Source organism: Methanoculleus sp., from assembly GCF_036677455.1.
Classification (GTDB): Archaea; Halobacteriota; Methanomicrobia; order Methanomicrobiales; family Methanoculleaceae; genus Methanoculleus.
The window spans coordinates 50838-71641 of record NZ_JAVBWL010000011.1 but is presented as its reverse complement, the minus strand read 5'-3'; the positions used below and the strand labels follow the sequence as shown (position 1 = coordinate 71641).

At 61.9% G+C, this 20804-nt stretch carries 31 protein-coding genes and 2 tRNA genes; 23 read left to right on the top strand and 10 right to left on the bottom strand.

What is annotated here, in order from left to right:
- Positions 1 to 6: 6 nt before the first annotated feature.
- The 9 genes from V6K60_RS03830 (at position 7) to V6K60_RS03790 (ending at position 4206) form a co-directional block, all read left to right on the top strand.
- Entirely contained in the window at positions 7 to 651 is a 645-nt protein-coding gene (locus V6K60_RS03830) for an RNase P subunit p30 family protein (protein WP_332449188.1), read from the top strand.
- Entirely contained in the window at positions 648 to 1130 is a 483-nt protein-coding gene (locus V6K60_RS03825; protein ID WP_332449187.1) for an Rpp14/Pop5 family protein, read from the top strand. Before V6K60_RS03830 ends, V6K60_RS03825 begins: the two co-directional genes overlap by 4 nt.
- Positions 1130 to 1852 (top strand): archaeal proteasome endopeptidase complex subunit alpha, encoded by a 723-nt coding sequence (psmA, locus tag V6K60_RS03820; protein WP_332449186.1) that lies wholly within the window; start codon positions 1130 to 1132, stop codon positions 1850 to 1852. Before V6K60_RS03825 ends, psmA begins: the two co-directional genes overlap by 1 nt.
- 12 nt (positions 1853 to 1864) lie before the next feature.
- Positions 1865 to 2566: a ribosome assembly factor SBDS gene (locus tag V6K60_RS03815; RefSeq protein WP_332449185.1), complete on the top strand. Its 702-nt coding sequence runs from the start codon at positions 1865 to 1867 to the stop codon at positions 2564 to 2566.
- Between the two features lie 55 nt (positions 2567 to 2621).
- Entirely contained in the window at positions 2622 to 2915 is a 294-nt protein-coding gene (locus tag V6K60_RS03810) for a 50S ribosomal protein L37ae (RefSeq protein WP_332449184.1), read from the top strand.
- Positions 2916 to 2918: 3 nt separating this feature from the next.
- Positions 2919 to 3050: a DNA-directed RNA polymerase subunit P gene (locus V6K60_RS03805; RefSeq protein WP_250987419.1), complete on the top strand. Its 132-nt coding sequence runs from the start codon at positions 2919 to 2921 to the stop codon at positions 3048 to 3050.
- Positions 3047 to 3451, top strand: coding sequence for a hypothetical protein (locus V6K60_RS03800; protein ID WP_332449183.1), 405 nt, complete (start codon positions 3047 to 3049; stop codon positions 3449 to 3451). The genes V6K60_RS03805 and V6K60_RS03800 overlap by 4 nt, the downstream gene beginning before the upstream one ends.
- Positions 3448 to 3693, top strand: a complete 246-nt coding sequence (locus tag V6K60_RS03795) for a KEOPS complex subunit Pcc1 (protein WP_332449182.1) — start codon at positions 3448 to 3450, stop codon at positions 3691 to 3693. The genes V6K60_RS03800 and V6K60_RS03795 overlap by 4 nt, the downstream gene beginning before the upstream one ends.
- Positions 3694 to 3840: 147 nt before the next feature.
- The gene (locus V6K60_RS03790; protein ID WP_332449181.1) at positions 3841 to 4206 is read left to right on the top strand and encodes a prefoldin subunit beta; all 366 of its coding nucleotides are present in this window, start codon (positions 3841 to 3843) and stop codon (positions 4204 to 4206) included.
- 38 nt (positions 4207 to 4244) lie between these two features.
- Here V6K60_RS03790 and V6K60_RS03785 read toward each other — a convergent pair whose 3' ends face one another.
- Positions 4245 to 5783 carry a 2-isopropylmalate synthase gene (locus V6K60_RS03785; protein WP_332449212.1) on the bottom strand — a complete coding sequence of 513 codons (1539 nt, stop codon included), beginning with the start codon at positions 5781 to 5783 and terminating at the stop codon, positions 4245 to 4247.
- Positions 5784 to 5930: 147 nt separating this feature from the next.
- On the opposite strand from V6K60_RS03785, the gene V6K60_RS03780 reads away from it, so the two are divergent.
- From V6K60_RS03780 to V6K60_RS03765, 4 genes are all read left to right on the top strand, one after another.
- A tRNA-Tyr gene (locus tag V6K60_RS03780) sits at positions 5931 to 6037 on the top strand.
- 17 nt (positions 6038 to 6054) lie between these two features.
- Positions 6055 to 6127 (top strand) — tRNA-Asp (locus V6K60_RS03775).
- A gap of 239 nt (positions 6128 to 6366) precedes the next feature.
- Positions 6367 to 6492: a hypothetical protein gene (locus tag V6K60_RS03770; protein WP_332449180.1), complete on the top strand. Its 126-nt coding sequence runs from the start codon at positions 6367 to 6369 to the stop codon at positions 6490 to 6492.
- Positions 6493 to 6689: 197 nt separating this feature from the next.
- On the top strand, positions 6690 to 7196 hold the full coding sequence (locus tag V6K60_RS03765; protein WP_332449179.1) for a HEAT repeat domain-containing protein: 507 nt from the start codon (positions 6690 to 6692) through the stop codon (positions 7194 to 7196).
- Here the strand turns inward: V6K60_RS03765 and V6K60_RS03760 are convergent.
- The gene (locus V6K60_RS03760) at positions 7193 to 7912 is read right to left on the bottom strand and encodes a PP2C family protein-serine/threonine phosphatase (protein ID WP_332449178.1); all 720 of its coding nucleotides are present in this window, start codon (positions 7910 to 7912) and stop codon (positions 7193 to 7195) included. The two genes, V6K60_RS03765 and V6K60_RS03760, sit on opposite strands and share 4 nt — an antisense overlap.
- Positions 7913 to 7976: 64 nt before the next feature.
- Positions 7977 to 8915, bottom strand: coding sequence for a radical SAM protein (locus V6K60_RS03755; protein ID WP_332449177.1), 939 nt, complete (start codon positions 8913 to 8915; stop codon positions 7977 to 7979).
- Between the two features lie 216 nt (positions 8916 to 9131).
- Here V6K60_RS03755 and V6K60_RS03750 point away from each other — a divergent pair, with 216 nt between their 5' ends.
- Positions 9132 to 9764, top strand: a complete 633-nt coding sequence (locus V6K60_RS03750; protein WP_332449176.1) for a type IV pilin — start codon at positions 9132 to 9134, stop codon at positions 9762 to 9764.
- 64 nt (positions 9765 to 9828) lie between these two features.
- Positions 9829 to 10275 (top strand): universal stress protein, encoded by a 447-nt coding sequence (locus tag V6K60_RS03745; RefSeq protein ID WP_332449175.1) that lies wholly within the window; start codon positions 9829 to 9831, stop codon positions 10273 to 10275.
- Here the strand turns inward: V6K60_RS03745 and V6K60_RS03740 are convergent.
- Positions 10249 to 10842 (bottom strand): endonuclease dU, encoded by a 594-nt coding sequence (locus V6K60_RS03740; RefSeq protein WP_332449174.1) that lies wholly within the window; start codon positions 10840 to 10842, stop codon positions 10249 to 10251. The genes V6K60_RS03745 and V6K60_RS03740 overlap by 27 nt on opposite strands.
- 40 nt (positions 10843 to 10882) lie before the next feature.
- On the opposite strand from V6K60_RS03740, the gene aglJ reads away from it, so the two are divergent.
- Positions 10883 to 11809, top strand: coding sequence for an S-layer glycoprotein N-glycosyltransferase AglJ (aglJ, locus tag V6K60_RS03735; protein ID WP_332449173.1), 927 nt, complete (start codon positions 10883 to 10885; stop codon positions 11807 to 11809).
- Here the strand turns inward: aglJ and V6K60_RS03730 are convergent.
- The 6 genes from V6K60_RS03730 to V6K60_RS03705 all read right to left on the bottom strand — a co-directional run bounded on the left by V6K60_RS03730 (position 11792) and on the right by V6K60_RS03705 (position 15848).
- Positions 11792 to 12322, bottom strand: coding sequence for an aldolase (locus V6K60_RS03730; protein WP_332449172.1), 531 nt, complete (start codon positions 12320 to 12322; stop codon positions 11792 to 11794). The two genes, aglJ and V6K60_RS03730, sit on opposite strands and share 18 nt — an antisense overlap.
- 219 nt (positions 12323 to 12541) lie before the next feature.
- Complete coding sequence (locus V6K60_RS03725; RefSeq protein WP_332449171.1) at positions 12542 to 12835, bottom strand: hypothetical protein; 294 nt, start codon at positions 12833 to 12835, stop codon at positions 12542 to 12544.
- On the bottom strand, positions 12832 to 13050 hold the full coding sequence (locus V6K60_RS03720) for an NAD(P)-binding domain-containing protein (protein ID WP_332449170.1): 219 nt from the start codon (positions 13048 to 13050) through the stop codon (positions 12832 to 12834). Before V6K60_RS03720 ends, V6K60_RS03725 begins: the two co-directional genes overlap by 4 nt.
- 142 nt (positions 13051 to 13192) lie before the next feature.
- A complete protein-coding gene (locus V6K60_RS03715) occupies positions 13193 to 13474 on the bottom strand; it encodes a thioredoxin family protein (RefSeq protein ID WP_332449211.1) in 282 nt (93 codons plus the stop codon).
- A gap of 62 nt (positions 13475 to 13536) precedes the next feature.
- Positions 13537 to 14997 (bottom strand): preprotein translocase subunit SecD, encoded by a 1461-nt coding sequence (locus V6K60_RS03710; RefSeq protein WP_332449169.1) that lies wholly within the window; start codon positions 14995 to 14997, stop codon positions 13537 to 13539.
- On the bottom strand, positions 14994 to 15848 hold the full coding sequence (locus V6K60_RS03705) for a protein translocase subunit SecF (protein WP_332449168.1): 855 nt from the start codon (positions 15846 to 15848) through the stop codon (positions 14994 to 14996). Before V6K60_RS03705 ends, V6K60_RS03710 begins: the two co-directional genes overlap by 4 nt.
- A gap of 395 nt (positions 15849 to 16243) precedes the next feature.
- On the opposite strand from V6K60_RS03705, the gene V6K60_RS03700 reads away from it, so the two are divergent.
- The 7 genes from V6K60_RS03700 (at position 16244) to V6K60_RS03670 (ending at position 20755) form a co-directional block, all read left to right on the top strand.
- On the top strand, positions 16244 to 16558 hold the full coding sequence (locus V6K60_RS03700) for a DUF2551 domain-containing protein (RefSeq protein ID WP_332449167.1): 315 nt from the start codon (positions 16244 to 16246) through the stop codon (positions 16556 to 16558).
- Positions 16559 to 16603: 45 nt separating this feature from the next.
- On the top strand, positions 16604 to 16897 hold the full coding sequence (locus V6K60_RS03695) for a hypothetical protein (protein WP_332449166.1): 294 nt from the start codon (positions 16604 to 16606) through the stop codon (positions 16895 to 16897).
- On the top strand, positions 16887 to 17294 hold the full coding sequence (locus tag V6K60_RS03690) for an archease (RefSeq protein ID WP_332449165.1): 408 nt from the start codon (positions 16887 to 16889) through the stop codon (positions 17292 to 17294). Before V6K60_RS03695 ends, V6K60_RS03690 begins: the two co-directional genes overlap by 11 nt.
- Positions 17295 to 17303: 9 nt before the next feature.
- On the top strand, positions 17304 to 18740 hold the full coding sequence (locus tag V6K60_RS03685) for an RtcB family protein (protein ID WP_332449164.1): 1437 nt from the start codon (positions 17304 to 17306) through the stop codon (positions 18738 to 18740).
- The gene (locus tag V6K60_RS03680; protein ID WP_332449163.1) at positions 18737 to 19315 is read left to right on the top strand and encodes a hypothetical protein; all 579 of its coding nucleotides are present in this window, start codon (positions 18737 to 18739) and stop codon (positions 19313 to 19315) included. The genes V6K60_RS03685 and V6K60_RS03680 overlap by 4 nt, the downstream gene beginning before the upstream one ends.
- An 85-nt stretch (positions 19316 to 19400) precedes the next feature.
- On the top strand, positions 19401 to 19769 hold the full coding sequence (locus tag V6K60_RS03675) for a DUF2111 domain-containing protein (RefSeq protein WP_332449162.1): 369 nt from the start codon (positions 19401 to 19403) through the stop codon (positions 19767 to 19769).
- Positions 19770 to 19774: 5 nt separating this feature from the next.
- Positions 19775 to 20755: a biotin--[acetyl-CoA-carboxylase] ligase gene (locus V6K60_RS03670; RefSeq protein ID WP_332449161.1), complete on the top strand. Its 981-nt coding sequence runs from the start codon at positions 19775 to 19777 to the stop codon at positions 20753 to 20755.
- Positions 20756 to 20804: the final 49 nt, after the last annotated feature.

Genomic DNA, 20804 nt, shown 5'->3' with positions numbered 1-20804 from the left:
CTCCTGATGAAGGTCACGGACGCGAGTGTATACCCCTACCCTACCGGCGACTCGACGCTTGCACGGATGGCGCTTGAGGCGAGAGACCTCGGGTTTGATAGCATCGTCGCCATCGGTGAGGTCGGGCGTCAGCCCCCCGGGGCGGAGGTTCTTTGTGGGGTCGTGATCAACGCTGCATCTCAGAAAGAGGTCATCAAACGGTTGCGGGAGCCCGCCGTCCGGCGGGCCGATCTGGTCTCTGTCAACGCGGGCGACATCTCCTTCAACCGGGCCGTCGTCGGGCTGAAAGAGGTGAATGTCATCAGGAACATCCATGCTGCCAGGAGGAACGCCTTCGATCACGTCGCTGCACGGTCGGCGGCCGAGCGTGGTGTGGCGGTGGATATCTCGCTTGCCCCCATCATCCGGCTCCGGGGGACCCGGCGCCAGAGGGCGCTCGAGCGATACGCGGACGTCCTCTCGCTCCAGCGGCGCTACGGTTTTCCACTGACGATATCGTCCGATGCGCACTCGATCCTCGAGCAGCGGTCGGCCCGCGAGGTCCGGGGCCTCTGCGCGCTCTTCGGCATGACCGGGGCGGAAGTGAGCGAGGCTCTCGCGTCGATCGGCCGGCTCATGGAGCCGGAGCAGCCCGTGAAGGTGGTCGGATGAGGCCGAGACCTCCGGCGATGCGGACAAAGCGGCGCTACATCCTGGCGCGGGTCCTCCCCTACGGGGCAAGGCCGGACCAGAAACAGGCTTACTTCTCGGTCATCGAGGCCGCGACCTCCCTCTGGGGTGACGCGGCCGTCGGGTTTGCAGAACCGGCAGTGGTCTTCTGCGACGCCGGGTACATCGTGGTCCGGTGCCGGCGAGGGACAGAGAAGGACATCGCCACCACCCTTACGACGGTCACCGCGATCGCCGATGAACCGGTTGCCCTCAGGACGGTCGCCGTCTCCGGGACCATCCATGCTCTGAAGCGCCGGATGAAACCGATCCGGCCACTCTCAGAGGCTGAAGAAACGACCCTCGGGGAGCACCATTTCACGGTGTACCGCTATCCCCGTCAAAAGGTTGATTTGGTTGAAAAAGGTATTAAACATCAGAAGATAGTATTTTTCACCGAAGCCGATTTGGAGGAACGATAATGCAACCACAATATCAGATGGGATATGACCGGGCGATCACTGTCTTCAGCCCGGACGGTAGGCTCTACCAGGTTGAGTACGCCAGAGAAGCGGTGAAGCGGGGCACGACGGCCGTCGGGATCAAGTGCAGCGAAGGTGTCGTGCTGATCGTCGACAAAAGAGTGACGTCCCGCCTCCTTGAACCGGTCTCTATCGAGAAGATCTTCAAGATCGACTCGCACATCGGTGTAGCGTCCTCCGGTCTTGTCGGCGATGCGCGGTCCCTCGTGGACCGGGCGCGGGTCGAGTCCCAGATCAACCGGGTCTCCTACAACGAACCGATCAATGTCGAGACCCTGGCCAAGAAACTCTGCGACCACATGCAGACCTACACCCAGTTCGGCGGTGCACGCCCCTACGGGACCGCCCTCCTGATTGCCGGGGTCAGCGACGGTGAAGCCCGGCTCTTTGAGACCGACCCGAGCGGCACGCTCCTCGAATACAAGGCGACCGGGATCGGCACGGGCCGGCCTGCGGTCATGAAGGTCTTCGAGGAGGAGTACGACGAGACGGCGAACTTCACCGACGCCGTCAAACTCGGTATCAAGGCCCTGCACGCCGCGACAGAAGGCAAGCTGGACGTGAGCGCCATCGAGATCGGCCTCGTCTCCATCGAGACCCGGGAGTTCCGGAAGCTGGACCGGGACGAAGTGAAGGCCTACGTCGACCAGTTCGAAGAGTGAGCGGCACCCCATATGATACCCCTGGACCAGGCAGTTGTAGCACGGCTTGAGAGCTACGGAGAGCGGTTCGAGGTGCTTGTCGACCCCGACCAGGCTCAGCGCATCCGGCAGGGAGAGGATGTCGACCTGGAGGATGCGGTTGCAGCCGACTCCATCTTCTCAAACGCCGCCCATGCTGAACGGGCATCCGATGAATCCCTCCTGAAGGTCTTCAAGACGACCGAGTTTGAAGCAGCCGCCCTGCGGATCATCAAGAAGGGCGAGATCCATCTCACCTCCGAACAGCGCCGTCACCTGATCGCCGAGAAACGGAGCCGGGTCATCACGTTCATATCGAGGAACGCCGTCAACCCGCAGACCGGGTTCCCTCACCCGCCGCAACGGATCGAGCTCGCCATGGAGGAGGCGCGGGTGAGCATCGACCCCTTCAAATCCGTCGAAGAACAGGTCAAAGAGGTCGTCAAGGCGCTCCGCCCGCTGCTTCCTATCCGCTTTGAAGAAGTCCGCATCGCCGTGAAGATTCCGCCGGATTATGCTGCGAGAGGTTACGAGCTCAAGAACGCGGGGACCCTCGAGCAGGACGAGTGGCAGAAGGACGGTTCCTGGATCGCCGTCGTCAGGATTCCCGCGGGCATCCAGGAAGAGTTCTACGACCAGGTGAACAAGATATCAAAGGGCAATGCAGAGACCCGGATCATCGAACGCGTGTTGTGAGTAAGTATATTAGTCGACAGCGCAAAAATTATAGGACATATCAGAGGTACGCGAAATGGCAAGGCGCAAACAGAGTGCAAAGGGCAGGGTAGTCGGAAGTTCCGGACGTTTTGGCCCCCGGTATGGCCGGTTTATCCGCAAGAGAGTGAACCAGATCGAGCAGGTCTCCCGCGCGAACCACGCCTGCCCCCGCTGCGACCAGGCAGCGGTCAAGCGTGAGGGAACGGGCATCTGGACGTGCCGCAAGTGCGGGTATAAGTTTGCCGGTGGCAGCTACGTCCCGGAGACGCCCGCGATGCGCGTCGCTGCACGGAGCATCGAGCGCTCGCTGCAGAAGGAGGGCTACTAGGTCGTGGCTGCCTATAAGTGCGCTCGTTGCAAACAGAAAGTGGAGATCGACGTCAATATCCGCTGTCCCTACTGCGGACACCGCATCCTCTTCAAGGAACGCGGAGCCGCGATTAAAGATCTGAAGGCTCGATGACGGTCGTCACGACGTCACGTAAACCGGTCCCCGAGGTGCGCTCCCTCGCCCGGGATCTGGCGTTCGCGGTCGACGCCGAGTATCTTACCCGGGGCAAGGCGGGAATGGGCGACCTCTTCGCCCTCGGCGGGCCGGTTGTGATCGTATCTCGATCAGGCCCTATTTTTCTTATTCAGGTCTTCTCAAACGAGGAATCGGTGGCGGAGATCCTGTTCAAGTCGTTTACGGTCGCAGAGCGTCCCGGCGTACTCGCCCGCGGGCTCTTCGTCTCGGACCGTTCCGTGTACGAAGCTCTCAAGGACCACCTCAACGTTCTGTTTGCCGGGGAAGCCCTGCCGGAACGTCGTATCGTCTTTGATGGGACGCAGCGGAAACGCTACACCTTAAAGGTCACCGGATGAAGCATACCGCAGTCTTTCGGTTCACCACCGACGACGCCCGCGCTCTCTACCTCTCCCTCTTCCAGGAGATGGACGATGTGGGGGACCGGTCGTCGGTCCGCGTACGGCTCGAAGACGAGCAGACCCTCGTCCTCGAGGTGGCCGCAACCGACATCCCGGCGCTCCGGGCGGCGCTCAACACCTGGCTCCGGCTGATCACCATCGCCATTGAGATGCGGGAGATCGCCGCCCCGTCAGGATGATGGAGAACCTCCCTTCTGCGAACCCTCACCTTTAATGACTTCCGCGTCCCTATCATGTAGAGACATGGCAGGGGGGCCGGAAGGCCTCCTGTCCGTTACCCGAAATAATCTTACCCAACTTCATCCCATTTGAGGAGGTTGATGCATATGGAAAATATCCCACCAAAGGTCCAGAACCAGCTGGCGATGCTCCAGCAGATGCAGCAGCAGCTGCAGACTGTGGTCTCGCAGAAAGCACAGTATGAACTGACTGTCCGCGAAGCCCGGCGGGCGATCGAGGACCTGGCCGACGTCCCCGAGGACGCGGCGGTCTTCATGAACGTCGGCAGCATCATGATGCAGAAGAGCCGGGAGCAGGTGCTCGCTTCCTTGAACGAGCGCGTCGAGACGCTCGAACTCCGGGTGAAGTCGCTCGAGAAGCAGGAGAAGGCCCTGCAGAGCAGGTTCGAGCAGCTCTCAGGGCAGATCCGGGGAGCGATCGAGGGGAAACAGCAACCCCCCGGGGCTGCCTGAACTCAAAATCCTTTTTCTCAAAAATTGGAGTGAGGTCTTCACTCTTCCTGCTCGAACTTCCTCGTCCGGCAGACGAGGTTGATCGCGTTGATCACCGCCTCGACCGATGCGAGGACGATGTCATCGCTTGAGGCGCTGGCATCGAAGACCCGGCCCCGCTCATCCTCGATGGCGATGGTGACGTGCCCGAGAGCGTCGGTGCCCCCGGAGATCGCCTCGATGTTGAACTCCTTGAGCTGGACCGGGGCCGGGATGATGCCGAGGATCGCCCGGACGGCCGCGTCCACCGGCCCGTTGCCGACGCTCGAGAAGATGTGCTCCTCCCCGTTGACGACTGCCCTGACGCTGGCCGTCGGGATGACGTGGTTGCCGGTCATGATGGCGACGTCCTGGAGTTCCACGGTCTTCTCGTCGGGTGCAAGCTGCATGACGCTCCCGGCGATCTCGTAGAGGTCTGCGTCCGTCACCCGCTTGCCCTTCCCGGCAATCGCCTTCACCCGCACGACGATCTCGTCGAGCTGTCCGTCGGCGGGGTCCATCTGCACCTCGGCGAGCATCTGCCTGACCGCGTGCCTGCCGGCGTGTTTGCCGAGTTTCAGCCTGCGCCGGTGGCCAACCATCTCCGGCGTCATGATGCCCGGTTCGAACGTATCCGACCGGGTGATGACGCCGTGGGAGTGGATCCCGCTCTCGTGGGCAAAGGCGTTCTCGCCGACGATCGGCTGCGTGGCCGGGACGCTCATCCTGGAGTAGCGCGAGACGAGCCTTGAGGTCTCGACGAGGCTCGTCGTCCGGATGCCGGTGTCGATCCCGTAGATGGACGACAGCACCATCACCGTCTGCGCGAGGTCGGCGTTGCCCGCCCGCTCGCCGATGCCGTTCACCGTCACCTGCACCTGGGAGGCGCCGGCCTCGACCGCGGCGATGGTGTTTGCCACCGCAAGCCCGAAGTCGTTGTGACAGTGGACGTCGATCGGACAGTTCACCTCCCGGTCGATCCGGGTGATGAGGCGTTTCATGGCTGCCGGGGTGATCACGCCGACGGTGTCGGGCACGTTGATGACCGTGGCCCCGGCGTCCACCGCAGCGCGGTATACCTCGATCAGGTAATCCCAGTCGGTCCTTGTCGCGTCCATCGCGGAGAACATGCACCGGTCGACGTGGTCGCGGGCATAGGCGACGATCTCGCCGGTGGTCTCGAGGACCTGCTCGCGGGTCTTCTTGATGGTGTACTCGCGCTGGACGTCGGAGGTCGGGATGAAGACGTGGACCATATCGACATCGCAGTCGATGCACGCATCGACGTCGGCCCGGAGCGACCGCGCAAGGCCGCAGACCTGCGTCGAGAGATCGAGAGCCCTGATGGCCTTGACAATATCACGCTCGGCGTCGGAGGACGCGGGAAAGCCCGCTTCGATGGCGTGTACTCCGATTCCGGAGAGCTGCTCTGCAATACCGAGCTTCTCTTCAAGCGTGAACGAGATGCCCGGCGTTTGTTCACCGTCGCGCAATGTGGTGTCGAAAACAGTGACGTTCTTTTTCGCACGGCTATCGGTGAAGAAGACAGTACGCTTCAGCGTTCCTGGGTGCTTCAGCGTTTGTAGGGTTCATACATACCCATTATCGGAGGTTGTATAAATAGGATGGCGTTTGAGCCACGTAACGCCCGGACGGTTCAGCGAAACGTTTAATAACAACGGTCTCTAACATTATTAGAGCAGAGACCCGCCTTAACTCAGACTGGTAGAGTGCGCGGCTGTAGTATAGTCATCGCTCTCGGGCGAACTGCGCGGCTACCGCGATGTCCCCGGTTCGAATCCGGGAGGCGGGATCCAGCAACCAAGAAGTGCCCAGGTAGTGTAGTGGCCTATCATGACGGCCTGTCACGCCGTCGACACGGATTCGAATTCCGTCCTGGGCGTCACTTTCTCTCATTTTTCCAGGGTCGAGCGGAGCGCATCCCGCCGCCGAGATCCGGCAGGACACTCCCACCCGTGCAGACTGCTCCGATACGCCAGGATACTCCGTTACACATCAAAAAGCAGCAAATTTCTATAATTTCCCTGATCTACCTCCGGCAATGTTGGAAAGGGTTATATATCAGATTTTATTTTTATTCGGCGGGTAAAATATATATACCCGGATGCGGTATTCGGTGCCATGCACGTTCTGGCAAAATGGATTGAGAGCGATCTCGTATTCAACGTTCTGGGTCCGCTCATCATCGGGATTGGGGTTCTCACTCTTGCAAGTCTGGCCCTATATACCTCTGGATTCCTATCCTGACGGTAGATCGAGGTCGCCGGGATATCCTGCTGCAGCAGGCCCCCGGTGGCCCGGCACACTCTCCTCCGGCGGTGCCCTGCACGGGTATTGCCCGGCCCCGTCCCCGTCTGCCCGTCGCCGGGGTTCGCATGCTCAACCCTTATTACGGGGCGCCTGCAACGTTTGATGCGAGTGGCTCTTCATGGATGTGACTTGAGATGACCCCCAACATGCTGCCGGAGACCGGAGACGACCATCTGGACCTGCTCCTCTCCCGCCTCTCCGATCCCGAAAAGGCTGTGCGGGCGGAGGCGGCCTCTCGGCTTGCCGCGCTCGGGAGACCGGCCGTCCCTGCCTGCATAGCCTTGCTGCAGAACGACGAGTGGCGGGTGCGCTACCGTGCCGCGGAGGTCCTCGGCCTGGTCGGCGACGGCGAGGCGTATGCGCCCCTCGCTCTCGCCCTCGGCGACGGGAAGGACCACGTCCGCTACATGGCGGCAAAGGGGCTCGGCCTGGTCGGCGATCGCCGGGCGGTAGCGCACCTCGGAAGGATGCAGCACGACGAGAACGAGTTCGTGCGGCGGAGCGCTGCTTCTTCCCTCGGGAAGATCGGCGGCGAGGAGGCGATCGGCCTGCTCCGTGCGGCGCTCGACGTTGAGGTGAATGACGGTGTCCGTGCGGCGATCCGTGGGGCGCTCCGGGAAGCCGGAGCAGACGGGGTCTAGGACCGCATAACGATCACGGTTATGTTGTCGGTGCCTGCAGCGTCTCTCGCGGCATCGACCAGGAGCCGGCATGCCGTATCGGGCTCGTTCGTCGTCACGATCCCCTGGATGGTGCTCGCCGGGACGTAGTCGTGGAGCCCGTCCGAACTGATGACGAGGACCGCCTCGGCGAGTTCAACGAGGTCGAGGTCGACCTCCACCCGGTCCGCGAGGCCGAGCGCCCGGGTCAGGATGTTCTTCTGCGGGTGGAAGATCGCCTCCTCAGGGGAGAGCATCCCCGCCTCCACCAGGCTCTGGACATAACTCTGGTCGCGCGTGTGCCAGACCGACGACGGCGTTATGATATACGTCCTGCTGTCGCCCACCGTTCCTATCCAGCATCGGCCTGAGTCGCTGACGATCGCCGCCGAGAGCGTTGTCCCGGCGTTCAGGCGGTGTTCCCGGTTATAGTCGCGGATGGCGGTGTTTGCACACTGGAATGCCCGCTCAAGCAGTGCGGCAGGTTCGGTCTCCGGCAACCCCTTGCCTGCAGCCTCCGTGAGGATCTCGATCGCGGTCCTGCTTGCCACGTCCCCGGCGGCGTGCCCCCCGAGCCCGTCCGCGACGGCGAAGACGTGATACCCATCCACCCGGTCGGCAAGGAACGCATCCTCGTTGCGCATCCGCCCCCCGATATCACTCAGCGCCGCATACCGGATATTCGACCGTCTCTGCATCACACAACTCTCTCGCCCCCCCGGTGAATACCTTTCGGATGGTGGGTTGTCCGGGTTTTGTCGCTCACGGGAACCCCCGTGAGAGGCCGTTCTCCTTTGCGCAATGAATGGCATACCCGTACTCCCGCGCAGTGACCGGGCGCTGCAGTGCCGCAAGCACCGGGCTCCTCCCTCCTTCGACCGCCCTCCATGCCGGGTGATACTGGGCCATGACGTTCACATAGGAGTCCTGCGATATCTCGTCGGCGATGAACTTCATCACGATCTCGCTGTTTGCCAGGTTTCCCGGGAGCACCAGGTGACGGATGATCATGCCCCGCACCGCGATCCCGTCCCTGACCGCGAGGTCCCCAACCTGCCGGTGCATCTCGCGGAGCGCCGCCTGCATCCGCTCCACGTAGCTTTCGGCATGGGAGAGTTCCCACGCCACGTCGTCCCGCCCGTACTTCGCGTCCGGCATGTAGATGTCGATGACGCCGTCGAGGAGCCGGAGGGTCTCCACGGAGTCGTAACCGCCGCTGTTGTAGACCAGCGGAATAGTCAGGCCACGTTCGGCGGCGAGGGCGGTCGCGCGGAGGATCTGGGGGACGACGTGCGAGGGAGAGACGAAGTTGATGTTGTGGCACCGGCGTTCCTGCAGGCGGAGCATGATCCCGGCGAGGTCTTCGCACGAGATTGCCGTGCCGGTCCCGCACTGGCTGACCCCGAAGTTCTGACAAAATTCACAACGCATATTGCAGCCGGAGAAGAATATCGTCCCTGACCCATACCTCCCCACGAGCGGAGGCTCTTCGCCGAAGTGGGGGCTGTAACTTGAGACCGCCGGGAGGAGGCCAGTCCGGCAGAACCCAACCTCCCCCTCGATGCGGTTCACGTGGCACTCCTGGGGGCAGACGACGCAGTCGCGGAGCACCTCGTGCGCCCGCCGCGCCCGCTCTTCGAGTTCGCCGCTCCCGGACAGGCGCAGGTATCGGGGCAGCTGGATATCTTCCGCTTCAGCCATGATCCTCGATGGACGCGGAAGAGAAGAAGGTTCACCTTCGCCTGCACCGTTCCGGGCTCCCCCTGTCCCCCGCCGCACGGAGGAGGGCATGCCCTCTCGCAGGCCGCCAGCACCGGCACCCCCCGGCGTATCGAAAGATTTTTCCCGTTCCCCTCCGCAGGGAACGGACGTTTTTGGCAATATTTATACCTCCTATGATAAATTCCTCATGAGCGCATGCCCGGCGAACACACTCGGTCCGGAGAGGCCCTTTCTCCCCTGCAGCGGGCCGGCGATCCCGTAGATGGGTCTCACGCAGGCCCGGCATCCGGCCTGAAGAGCGGGCGGCAGGGCCGTCGTGCGCCGATGGACGACCGCGCCCTTTCACATACCCACGCCACGCTCCTGATGGTTGCCCTCACCATCATCCTCGCCGCCCTTGTCCTGCTGATGGTGCTTGCAATGATCCCCTCCTGGTCCTGGGCGGAGCCCGCGCTGCCCCCGATCGTCATCACCGGGATCAGCCACGCCAGCGGAGAGACAGGGAAACTGACCTATGCCAGCCGGGTCTTCCTCCTCAACAACGGCAGCACGGTCTACGAGAACGACTGCCTGAAGGCGATCTTCTACCGGGACGGCCAGAGGACCGCCACTGTCCAGACCCTGAACGGTCACCTCCTCATATCGTCGCACCACTACGGGGTGAAGTACATCGAGGGCGAGGGCTGCCGCTCCCTCTACTGGAACCCTGGTGAGGAGATGGTGGTTGACCTCGGTGACGGAAAACTTGCTCCGGATGTCATGGTCACCGTGGAGATCGTGGATAAGCGGACGGAGAAGGTGATCTCAAAGCACTCGACCCGGGCATGAGGCCGGCCGTCTCTCCCGCCGCAGAAGACCATCTTTTTGTACCTGGACGCTTCTAGAGACTGCTATGTTTACGTCGATACTTGTGGCCGTCGACGGGTCGGCGGTCAGCCACCGTGCCCTCGACGAGGCGCTGACGATCGCCCGTGCCGTAGGGGCCTCCGTGGATGCCGTGCATGTCATCCAGACCGGCACGTATCCGGCACTGACCCTCAACGAACTCGAGCCGCCTGACATGGCGAGACAGGCGCTCCTCGAATCACTCGAGCGTGAGGCGGACGAGATCCTCGCCGACGCAGAGCGGCGGGCCGCAGGCGCAGGTCTTCCGATAACCGTTCACAAACACTGGGGGCACCCGGGAGCGGAGATCACCGCTCTCGCGCAGGAACTCGGCACCGACCTGACCGTGGTCGGGTCGCACGGCCGGGGCCGGCTCGACCGGTTCTTCCTCGGGAGTGTCAGTTCCTACGTCGTCGACCACGCGACCTCATCGGTCATGGTCGTCAGGGGCTGACCCGCCGCACTCAGAGGACCGGATGAGGCCGCGGGCGATGAGCCGCGCCACCCGGACCGGTTCGGGCATCCTGCCGTCGTGCGTGAAGTCGTTGCAGAGCCGTGCCGCGTCTTCCGGGGAGATGCCGCAGGTGCGGATGAAGAGCGTGTATCCCGAGTGCAGCCTGACCGGGATCCGGCTGCCGAGCCGCCGGTATGCGGCGAGCCTCCCGGCATCGCCGGGAAAGTGGTGCCGGATCTCGTCTTCGAGCCCGTCCGACTCCTCGTAGGTGGTGATGATGACGGGAAGACCGGTCGCCTCCTGCACCGCCGCCGGGTCGATGATGTTGTACCAGGCGATGACGCTCCCGCTGATCATGATGAGGTTGATGTCCCGGCGGTCAAGACCGGTGACGATCCTGATGACCGCATCGGTTGCATCCATCCCCCCGACGGCTATCTTGGCGAAGGCCGCCCCGTCGATCCGGAGGTCTTTTCGCATGACGACGCCGGCAAGGGTGGATTGCACTCGCCCCGAATAACTCTCGGCGATACCGAGGGCCCGGATCCCCGGTTTTGCCAGATTCATGCGAAGTCCTTATGAGATTAAATAGGATATAAGTACCTCGATGAACATCGAGCGAGATGAAGTATGCATCTTCATCCCCACGCTGAACGAGGCCCCGACGATCGGGGAACTGGTCGAGGGGTTCCGGAAGCGTGGTTTTTCACACATCCTCGTCATGGACGGGAACAGCACCGACAGAACACCCGATATCGCACGATCCGCAGGGGCGGTTGTCCGGACGCAGACGGGGAAGGGGAAGGGCAACGCCATCATCGAGGCCGTAGAGATCATCGATACGCCCTACGTGCTGATGCTCGACGGCGACGGCACCTACTCGCCGGAGGACGCGGAGAAGATGCTCGAACCGCTCGGCCGGGGATTCGACCACGTCATCGGCGACCGCCTCTCAGACCCGGACGGTGAGGCGTTCACCCGGTTAAACCACTTCGGCAACCAGATCCTCAACCTCATGTTCAGGCTTGCACACGGGCGAGACCTCCGCGACATCCTCTCGGGCTACCGTGCCTTCACCCTCCACTCGATCCGGCAGATGACCCTCAAAGAGGCGGGGTTCGAGATCGAGACGGAGATGGCGGTAGAGGCAGTGAGAAACGGGCAGCGGATCACGGTCGTCCCGGTCCAGTATCTCGCGAGGCCCGGGACCCCCACCAAACTCAACCCGTTCCAGGACGGTCTGCGGATCTTCTCGACCATATACCGGCTCGCGAAGATGAACAACCCGATCTTCTACTTCGGGATCATCGGCCTCTTCATATCGCTCGCCGGGGGCGTCATCGGTATCTACGTCATCCTCGAATGGCTCAGGAACATCGAGCACCTGCCGCTCACCATCCTCACGGTCCTCCTGATCACCATCGGCTTTCAGATCTTCATGTTCGGTGTGATCAGCGACATGCTGCTCGGGTTTCACCGCGAGACCACCCGTCAGATCGAACAGTTACAGGGCGGCTTAAAGCCGCCCCGATAGGAAGAGGATCCGGCAGGCGTACTCGGCGATCGAGGTGTAGATATATGCCTCATCCAACGTTTCTCCCGCGGCAAACGTCCCGTGCCCCCGGACGATGACGATGTGGCCTTCCCGGAGTGCTTCGGCCACGTTCTCTGCAATCTCGTCGGTTCCCGGGCTCCCGGTAACGACCGGGATTCTCGGGCAGAGCATCCCTCCTTCGCTGTCGGCCGGCCGGATGAGGTCGGCATCGAGCGATGCAGCGACGGCGTGGACCGGGTGGGCGTGGACGATCGCAGAATGAGACGTCTCCCGGTAGACCGCCCGGTGGACCCGGTACTCGCTCGATGCTTCACGCGGGGCGTCGCCCGCATCCGGCACAAAGACCGGCATCTCCCGGGCGTCGAGGTAGGCGCCGGTCCGGGTGATATACAGCCCGCCCTCACCGCGGACGCTCATGTTCCCGAAGTTCGCTCCGACAAGCCCTTCCTGGAAGAGCCGCTTTCCTATCCGTTCAAACTCCTGATCCAGCATTCACAGCACCCGAGGACTATCGTACAGAATGGTTTGGCGTGGATTGGGATATGTGCATCCCCGGGGGGCGGGCGGCGGAGCGTCGATGGAAGCCCGGTTCGGGAGAACGCGAAATCCAGTGTCCGGGTGCTATGCTCCTTGTTGCGCTTCACCGGAACTAACAGAGTGCCGGGGTCGGCTACCGGCTCTCGCCACCCTTCCCTAGCGGCAAAAAAAGGGCTACACAAACCTGATGCCGACGTCCTTCATCCTGTTGAAGCGGGCGATGTTCAGGAGGAGGGGGGTGACGCTCTCGACAACGGATGCGGCGCGAAGCGGCCCTGCATCATAGGCGCGGAGGCGTGAGACGTTGTTGACGATCTTCATGACCGTATGCTTCGCGGAGTCGTCATCGCAGCAGACGGCGACGGAGTAGTCCAGTTCCTCATCGAGCATCCGCCACTTTTCTGCGGCGATGTTATTGAACGCGGCGCAGACTGTTGCACCCGGGGGAAGCAACCCCCTGATCATCATCGCCGCCGACCCCTCCGCCGGAGGGGCGTAGGAGAAGTAGGTCGTGCGCTCGATCGGGTTGACGGGCTGACGACGACCTTCCCCTCAAACCCGGTCAGGGTTTTCAGGATAGAGACCGTGTGCTTGAAGGGTATCGCAAGGATAACGATATCCCCCTCATCGACCGCACGCGGGATGGAGACCGCCGAAGAGGCTGCACTCTTGATCGCGTTCATGCAGGGCCGCCCGGCAGGTATCGCAGGTTGCGATGGCCTTTACGTCCTCACGCGACCCCACTCACACTCGTACTTCGGAGAGAGCCGGAGCGCCATGCCCTCCCCGATATCGCCGGTCCCGCCGACGATGCCGATCTTCACCTTACACCAGCGGTTTTAAGATGCTTTCAAGTTTTGCAAGGTCCTGGACGCCGACCAGTTTCTGGATAAGAGCCCCGTCTTTCTCGATGACGAGCGTGGGGACGAACTGGATGTCGTATTTCGCGGCATACTGCCGCGTCTGTTCGGAGTCGACACCGACGTCGATCTTCCTGATATCGACCTGGTCACCCATCTTCTTCTTGAGCTCATCGATGATCGGTGACTGCTGGTGGCACGGACCGCACCACTCGGCGAAGAAGTCCATTAAAATCGGTTTTCCCATAACGCTGTACCCCATTCACACATTGTGTGTGAACGGGGCAATAAAGGTTATTGGTTGGGGTATTATTTCGAGAGGATCGCCATGATTACCTTCCCATACGCCGGCCGCGTGACCAGAACGCCGATCAGGACGCCGAGTATGGTTATGATGGCAAAGCCCCGGAGCGTGGAGAGGTCCATCAGGGCCAGCGGAAGCATGGCGATGAAGGCCATCGCTGCAGAGATGACGATGATCCCGAGTGCCCGCTCGTAGCGCTTTATGTAGAGGTTCCGCGACGGGACACGTCCTTCGTGAAGAACCTCGTCCGTGATGATGACCAGCTGGTCGATGCCGGTGCCCACCACCGCTATCAGGCCGGCGATGGTGGCAAGATCGAGTTGCATGATGAATCGGGAGATCCCGAGCAGGATGACGATCTCGGAGACGTTGACGAGGAGCATGGGGAGAACAATCGAAGGCTCGCGGTAGCGGTAGTAGATGACGACCCCCACAGCGAGCAGCGCGATGATCCCGGCCAGGAGGACCGTTACCTTGAACTGCTCGCCGAGCGCCGCCGGGACGGAGCCGGACCCGACGACATCCACGTTCACCGGCAGGGCGCCGGCCCGCAGGTGGATCTCGAGCGCCATCGCGTCATCAAGCCCGGCATCACCGATCCCGGTGCTCGCGGAGAGCGACCTGACCGGGGCCGACCGGAGCTCCGACGCGAGGCCGCCGGAGAGCGGGGCGCTGTAGACCGTCTTGTTATCCAGGATCATCACGAGGTTGTGGTTCCTCGGGTTGTCGACCGCCCCGTACTTGAGGGCGGCATCCCGGAACGCCTCTGCGCCCGCATCGGTGAACGAGAACCCGACGCCCCACTCCTGCGTCGCGGGGTCTCTCTGCGGCACGCCGACGCTGATGATCTGGTCGCCGTAGAGGACGTGCTCGGTCTCGTTGCCTGTCGTCTGGATCCGGATCTCGAACATGCCCTGTTTACCGACGATCTCCTGCGCCGTCGTCATATCCACCCCGGCGAGTTCTATCCGCACGTACTGCGGATACTCGCTCCCTGTCGGGGTGAGCAGGTTGATCCTGGCGTCCTGCATACCGAGGGCGTTCACCTTTTCGCTCAGGATCCGTTTCACGTCGTCTGCGGTGAACGCCGATACGCCCTCCTGATAGGTGACGATCGAGGCGTTTGATGCCGCAAAGATCGGTTCGAGGTCGGCACGGGAGACGGTTTTGCGGATCTCAAGGTGATTCTCGTCAATCTGGATGACGTCCACCTCGAGGGTCTTCTGCAGGTTCTCTACGAGGTCTTCGACCGATCCGTCGGTCGAATATGCCACGACGACGGACTGGAACTCCATCTGCAGCCAGGAGCCGCCTTCAAGGTCGAGGCCGAACTGGAGGTTCCCCTCAAGCCCCTTCTCGGGGTTCGGGGGGGTGAGGTAGATGCCGACGAGGGAGCCGATCACAAGAAGGAGCAGCAGGGCCACCCGCCAGTCTTTGACGAGGTTGATGAGGGTTTCTCGGTTCATTTCTTACCCCCCCGGAGGATGTATGCTTTGAGAATCCCGGCGTTCAGCATCCAGGCGTTCATCATGTCGACGAGGAGCCCGATGATGAGGACGCTTGCGATCGCGCTGATGATCTGGATCTGCCCCAGCGTCGTGACGACCCACATGGCGGCGATGGCCGCAAGCGTCGTGGTCGTCATGATGATCCCGGTCCTGAAGGCCCCGGAGAGTTTCTCGTCGAGTTTGCCCTTACGCTTGAGGAGGCGGGTGGTCAGGAGGACGTTGCTGTCCGCAGAGTAGCCGATCAACATCAGCAGGGCTGCCGTCGTCCCGAGGGAGAGCGGGATGCCGAGGACCTGCATCGCTGCGGCGGTGATGACGATGTCCGATATGGCCGCAAAGACGATCGCACCCGACGAAATCGGGTTTCGGTAGGCGAGGAAGATCACGAGGGCCACCCCGATGAACGAGAATATCAGGGCGAGAAAGGCCTGACTCTGGAGGGTCTTTCCGAACGTTTCACCGATGTGATCCACCTTTGCATCGGGGTAGTTCGTGTTGACGAGCGCGATGAAACTCCGGTACTGGGTGTCGTCCATGGGGCCGAACTGGAGGTATTTCCCGTCGCCGACTCCTTCACCCACCGATAAGAGCGGATAGTCGGCAAAGGTGGTCTCTATCGTCTCTCTGCTGTCAGGGGTAAATATCGTGACCGCCGTTCCTCCCGCAAAGTCGATGCCCGGTGTCAGGGGCAGGCCGGTGGTGAGCGTGGTGAACCCAAGCACGGCCACGGCAAGGAGGAGAAGAACGAGGGGCAGTGCTACCATCTGCCGCGGAGAGAATTTGTTGATATCATATCTGGCAAATTCCATGCTGTATCAATGTACGATTGTGAAGGGTTAAAGGGTTGCTCATGGATATAAGGCGGGAATCGGGATCCGCCCGGATAGCAGTGCAATGTCGATACCCTGGAGAGCGGTTCCGGGGGAGTGCCTCAGGGGAGAGTTCCTCCAGGGCGTGTTCCTCCCGGGAGAGGCCCTGGAGAGCACCCCGGCACCTGCACCGGAGCGTTCCCGGGCGCGAGGGTTACCGTGACGATCCGGGGGTGAAACGGATATCAGGGCGCGTATAACCATATATTTTCAAATATCCAAGTTTATAAAGCCCCTGCTCCGGTTTCGTCAGACAATTGTCGTCCTCCTGGCAGAATCTCCATTTAACGATGGAAAAGAAAAGATATATATAAAATACCGAATCACAAGCACATATGAGATCGCCCTATGAGCTCAAAGCAGAGATAGAGACGCGACTCAAAGGTTATCTCTCGCGAGACCGGGATGGAATCCGGCATGAGCTCCTCAATCTCTTCGTTAAGGTAAAATCTCTCACCATACCCCAGATCTACGGGAAACTGCAGGAGCAGTTCTCCATCAGTTACCACTCCGTCGCATCCATGGTGGGCACGATTGCATCCCGGATAGGCATCCTGCGCGTGAGACGGAACGCGGAAGGAACGAACACCATCTACGAGTTGAAAGAGCAGTACGTGGATGTGGTGACGCGTATCCTCGTAGCCACCTGACACCCGGACACCATACCTCTTTTTTTACACTCAAAACCAACATGAATGACTACCATGCAGAGCGATATTGGGCAGTCAGGACCATCACGAAGCATATCCGTCACAGAAGACGTCCGGGCGTACATCCTCCAGAGGAAACGTGACTTCCGGGTGAGCACGTCTTGCAGCGGCGCGATCCTCCTGCCGACATCGGTGAAACCGCCGAAGGCGACCGATCTGCAGGTCCCGGTCGGCGATTATACCGTCTACATCTCGAAGTACCAGGCCCGCCACATCGATACCATTCACCGGGGCATGATTCCAATCTTCTACGAAGATATTCCTGACCATGAGTTTTGAGGAACTGGATCATACCGCCGATGTCCTCGTACGGGTGCGGGGCGCGACGATCGCCGAACTCTTCGCCGAAGCAGGCCGGGCCCTGTTTCACGTGATGTATGGTCCCTGCGAGGACCGCGGCATCGACCGGCAGGTTACCCTTGAGGCGGAGAACCTCGAGACCCTCCTCATCGACTTCCTCTCGGAACTGCTCTTCATCACCGACGTCGAGAACAACGTCTTCTGCACCTTCGACGTCGATATCCAGGGCACCCGGCTCTCCGCCGCCCTCAAGGGCGAGCCTTTCGACCCCGCGCGGCACTCCGGGGGGTCGCTCATCAAGGGAATATCCTACTTCGGGCTCGATATCGTTAAAGAAGAGGAGTCCTATGTGGTGGAGATCATCTTCGATATCTGAGGGATCCCTATGCTAGAAGGAATCAATACGGTCGGAGACCTCGAATGGGAGGTCCCCATTGGATATGTCCCGAACATGCGGGTACCGGGACGGTTCTTCCTCTCCCGGGCGCTGGCGGAGACGCTCGAAGAAGGGGCGGTCCGCCAGCTCGCCAACGTTGCCACCCTGCCGGGAATCGTGAAATATTCGCTTGCGATGCCCGACATCCACTGGGGGTATGGGTTTCCCATCGGGGGTGTTGCAGCGTTCGACAGGACGGAGGGGGTCATATCCCCCGGCGGGGTCGGGTTCGACATCAACTGCGGCGTCCGGCTGATCACGACGCCCCTGACGGAAGCAGATCTCGCCGGCAAGAAACGGGAACTGATCGAGAGGCTCTTTTCCGCCGTGCCGACCGGTGTGGGTGGAAAGAGTGCTATGCGGGTCTCGAACAAGGACCTCTCCCGGGTCATGGTCGACGGCGCCCGGTGGGCGGTTGAGCGCGGGCTCGGCACCGCCGCCGACCTCGTCCGGTGCGAGGAAGAGGGCGCGATGCCGGGCGCGGACCCGGGTGCCGTCAGCGCCAAAGCACGGCAGCGGGGCGTGCCGCAGATCGGGACGCTCGGAGCGGGAAACCACTTCCTGGAGGTCCAGGTGGCGCGCGAGATCGTCGACCCGGAAGCGGCCAGGGTCTTCGGCATCAGCGAGGGGCAGGTCTGTTTCATGGTTCACTGCGGCTCACGGGGTCTCGGCCACCAGATCGCCACCGACTACATACGGACGCTCGAGGGTGCGCTCGGGAAGTACCGGATCGAGATTCCCGACCGGCAGCTTGCCTGCGCTCCGCTGGACTCCCCGGAAGGCCGTGCCTACTTCGGCGGTATGGTCTGCGCTGCAAACTACGCCTGGGCGAACCGGCAGGTCATCATGCACGAGGCCCGGAAGGTCTTTGCAGAACTCTTTGAGATCGACTACGAGGAGATGCGGCTCGTCTACGATGTCGCGCACAACGTCGCCAAGTTCGAGCAACACGAGGTCGACGGGGCGGCACAAGAGGTCTGTGTCCACCGCAAAGGTGCGACGCGGGCGTTCGGCCCGGGCGTCCCCGGTATCCCCCGCGAGTATGCCGCCGTCGGGCAGCCGGTGATCATCCCCGGGAGCATGGGGACCTCCTCCTTCCTCCTCCACGGCACGACGGCCGCGATGCAGAAGACCTTCGGGAGCACCTGCCATGGCGCGGGGAGGGTGCTCAGCCGGTCGAAGGCGAAGAAAGAGGTCCACGGCAAAGAACTCCGGGAGCGCCTCGCAGAAGAGGGGATCCTGGTGCGCGCTCACAGCGACCTGGCCCTCGCGGAGGAGGCGCCCGAGGTCTATAAGCCGAGCCGGGAAGTGGTCCGGGTCGTGCACGAAGCCGGTCTCTCGGGGATCGTCGCCCGGCTGGAGCCGCTCGGGGTGATCAAGGGGTGACGTGCAGGACCGGGCTGCTCTGGGATCGGCCGCTTATGTTCTCGCGGCTCATCGAGGACTGCGGCGCCTGCTGCGAGGCGGTCAATCCCCATATGCTCGCTTCCCCCTTCTGGCGCGGGAGGTTCGTCTCGCTCATCGTGCCGACGGGGTTTGCAAACCCTGACTACTCAAACCTCCTCCCCGCCCTCCGGGCCGCGGCACCACGCATACGGCGTTTCGTCGAGAATGGCGGAAGGTTGCTGGTCTTCGGCGCAGGAGGGCCGCGGGAGGACGCCTACGACTGGCTCCCGTTCCCGGCGACCTATACGTTCTCGTACGGGCCGCGTGCGGTCCGGTTTACCACCGGGAGTGACTACACCTCCCTCTTCTCCGGGTACGACCTTGCCGCCGTCGAGTGCGACGGCTCTTTTTCAGCCCACGGCGGCGAGACACTTGCCGCCTCGGCTACCGGGGAGGCGCTCCTGGTCGAGAAGGCGATCGGCGATGGTATCGTCCTTTTATCCAGCATCCATGAGTATCCATCACGGGAATTCCTGAAGGAGTTCTCCTGCGGCGAGAGGGAAACCTTATTCTAGATAAACCATGATGGAAAGTAGGGAGACGACCATGGAACACTATATGATATCTGCGTCTTCGGGATCACGCGATCTCATTCCTATCATGATCACAATCCATGATCTGATCGGCCGCCTGCCCGTCACGGCACGGTCCCGGGACCATCCCGGAATCCGGATCGAGGACGGAAAGGTCATCGACGATGCCTATACGGGCCCCATCCTCGAGGAGGTCCTGGTGGAGAACGTCATAAAGCGAGTCAGACCCCCGGGAGGGCCGTATAAAGGCATCCCGGTCGCGGTGGCACCGGTGCGGGACAGCGAGGGCCGGGCTATCTGCGCCATCGGTATCGTCGATGTGACCGGCATCTTTGATCTGGCGGGTTTCATGGAGCAGAACGCGGAGATCCGGCGGCAGGTCTGCGGCCAGGATCCATGTCCGCTCCCGACCGAGTCGCCTGCAGCGAAAAGGTAATGGACATGAAGGATACGGCAATCAGCGTCTTACAGATTCTCGAAAAGTCGCCCGGCCCGGTCTCGGGCGAGCGCATCGCAGAGCAACTGGGCATCACTCGATCGGCTGTCTGGAAACAGGTACGCGAACTCCGGAGGCTGGGATACGGTATTTCGTCGTCGCGAGCGGAAGGCTACCACCTCGAAGCGACGACCGATCAACTCCTCCCGTACGAGATCCAGAAACGGCTCCGCACCCGGGTCATCGGGAAGCAGATCCGCCACTTCGAGCGCACCGCCTCCACGAGCTGGATCGCGAAGAAACTCGCCGACGAGACCGATCCCGCGCTTCTCCACGGCATGGTGATCATCGCCGAAGAGCAGACCGGCGGGGTCGGAAGGCTCGGGCGCGCCTGGGTCTCCCCTGCAGGGGGTATCTGGGCCACCATCATCCTGAAACCGAAGATCCCGCTCGACCACCTCTTCATGATCACGATGGTCGGGTCGATCGCGATCGCCCGTGCCATCCGGAAGGAGTATGGCATCAGTGCGCTCATCAAGTGGCCCAACGACATCTTCATCGGGGACAAGAAGGTCGCCGGACTGCTCCTGGAACTCGCCGCTGAGGCGGATAACGTCCATTACGGCCTCCTCGGGGTCGGGATCGATGCGAACATAGCCCTCGACGAGCTCTCGCCGCTCCTGCAGGAGACGGTCACCTCGCTCGAGGCTGAGGTCGGCCGCCCGGTCGACCGTGTGGCACTCCTTGCCCGGGTCCTGTGGGAGTTTGAACTGCGCTACCAGCAGCTCGAAGACGGGGAATACGATTCCATCATCCGCGAGTGGAAGAGCCTCTCCCTGACACTCGACCGCCGGGTGGCCATCAAGACGATCAACAAGACCTTTGTGGGAGAGGCCATCGATATCGACGAGCACGGAGCCCTGATCATCCGGAAAGACAACGGGAAGGTGGAGCGGGTCATCGCCGGCGACTGCTTCCAGCTCTAGGTCCCTGTCAACCCGTCAAAATTTTTTGGTTGACAATGTTCTTACCGTC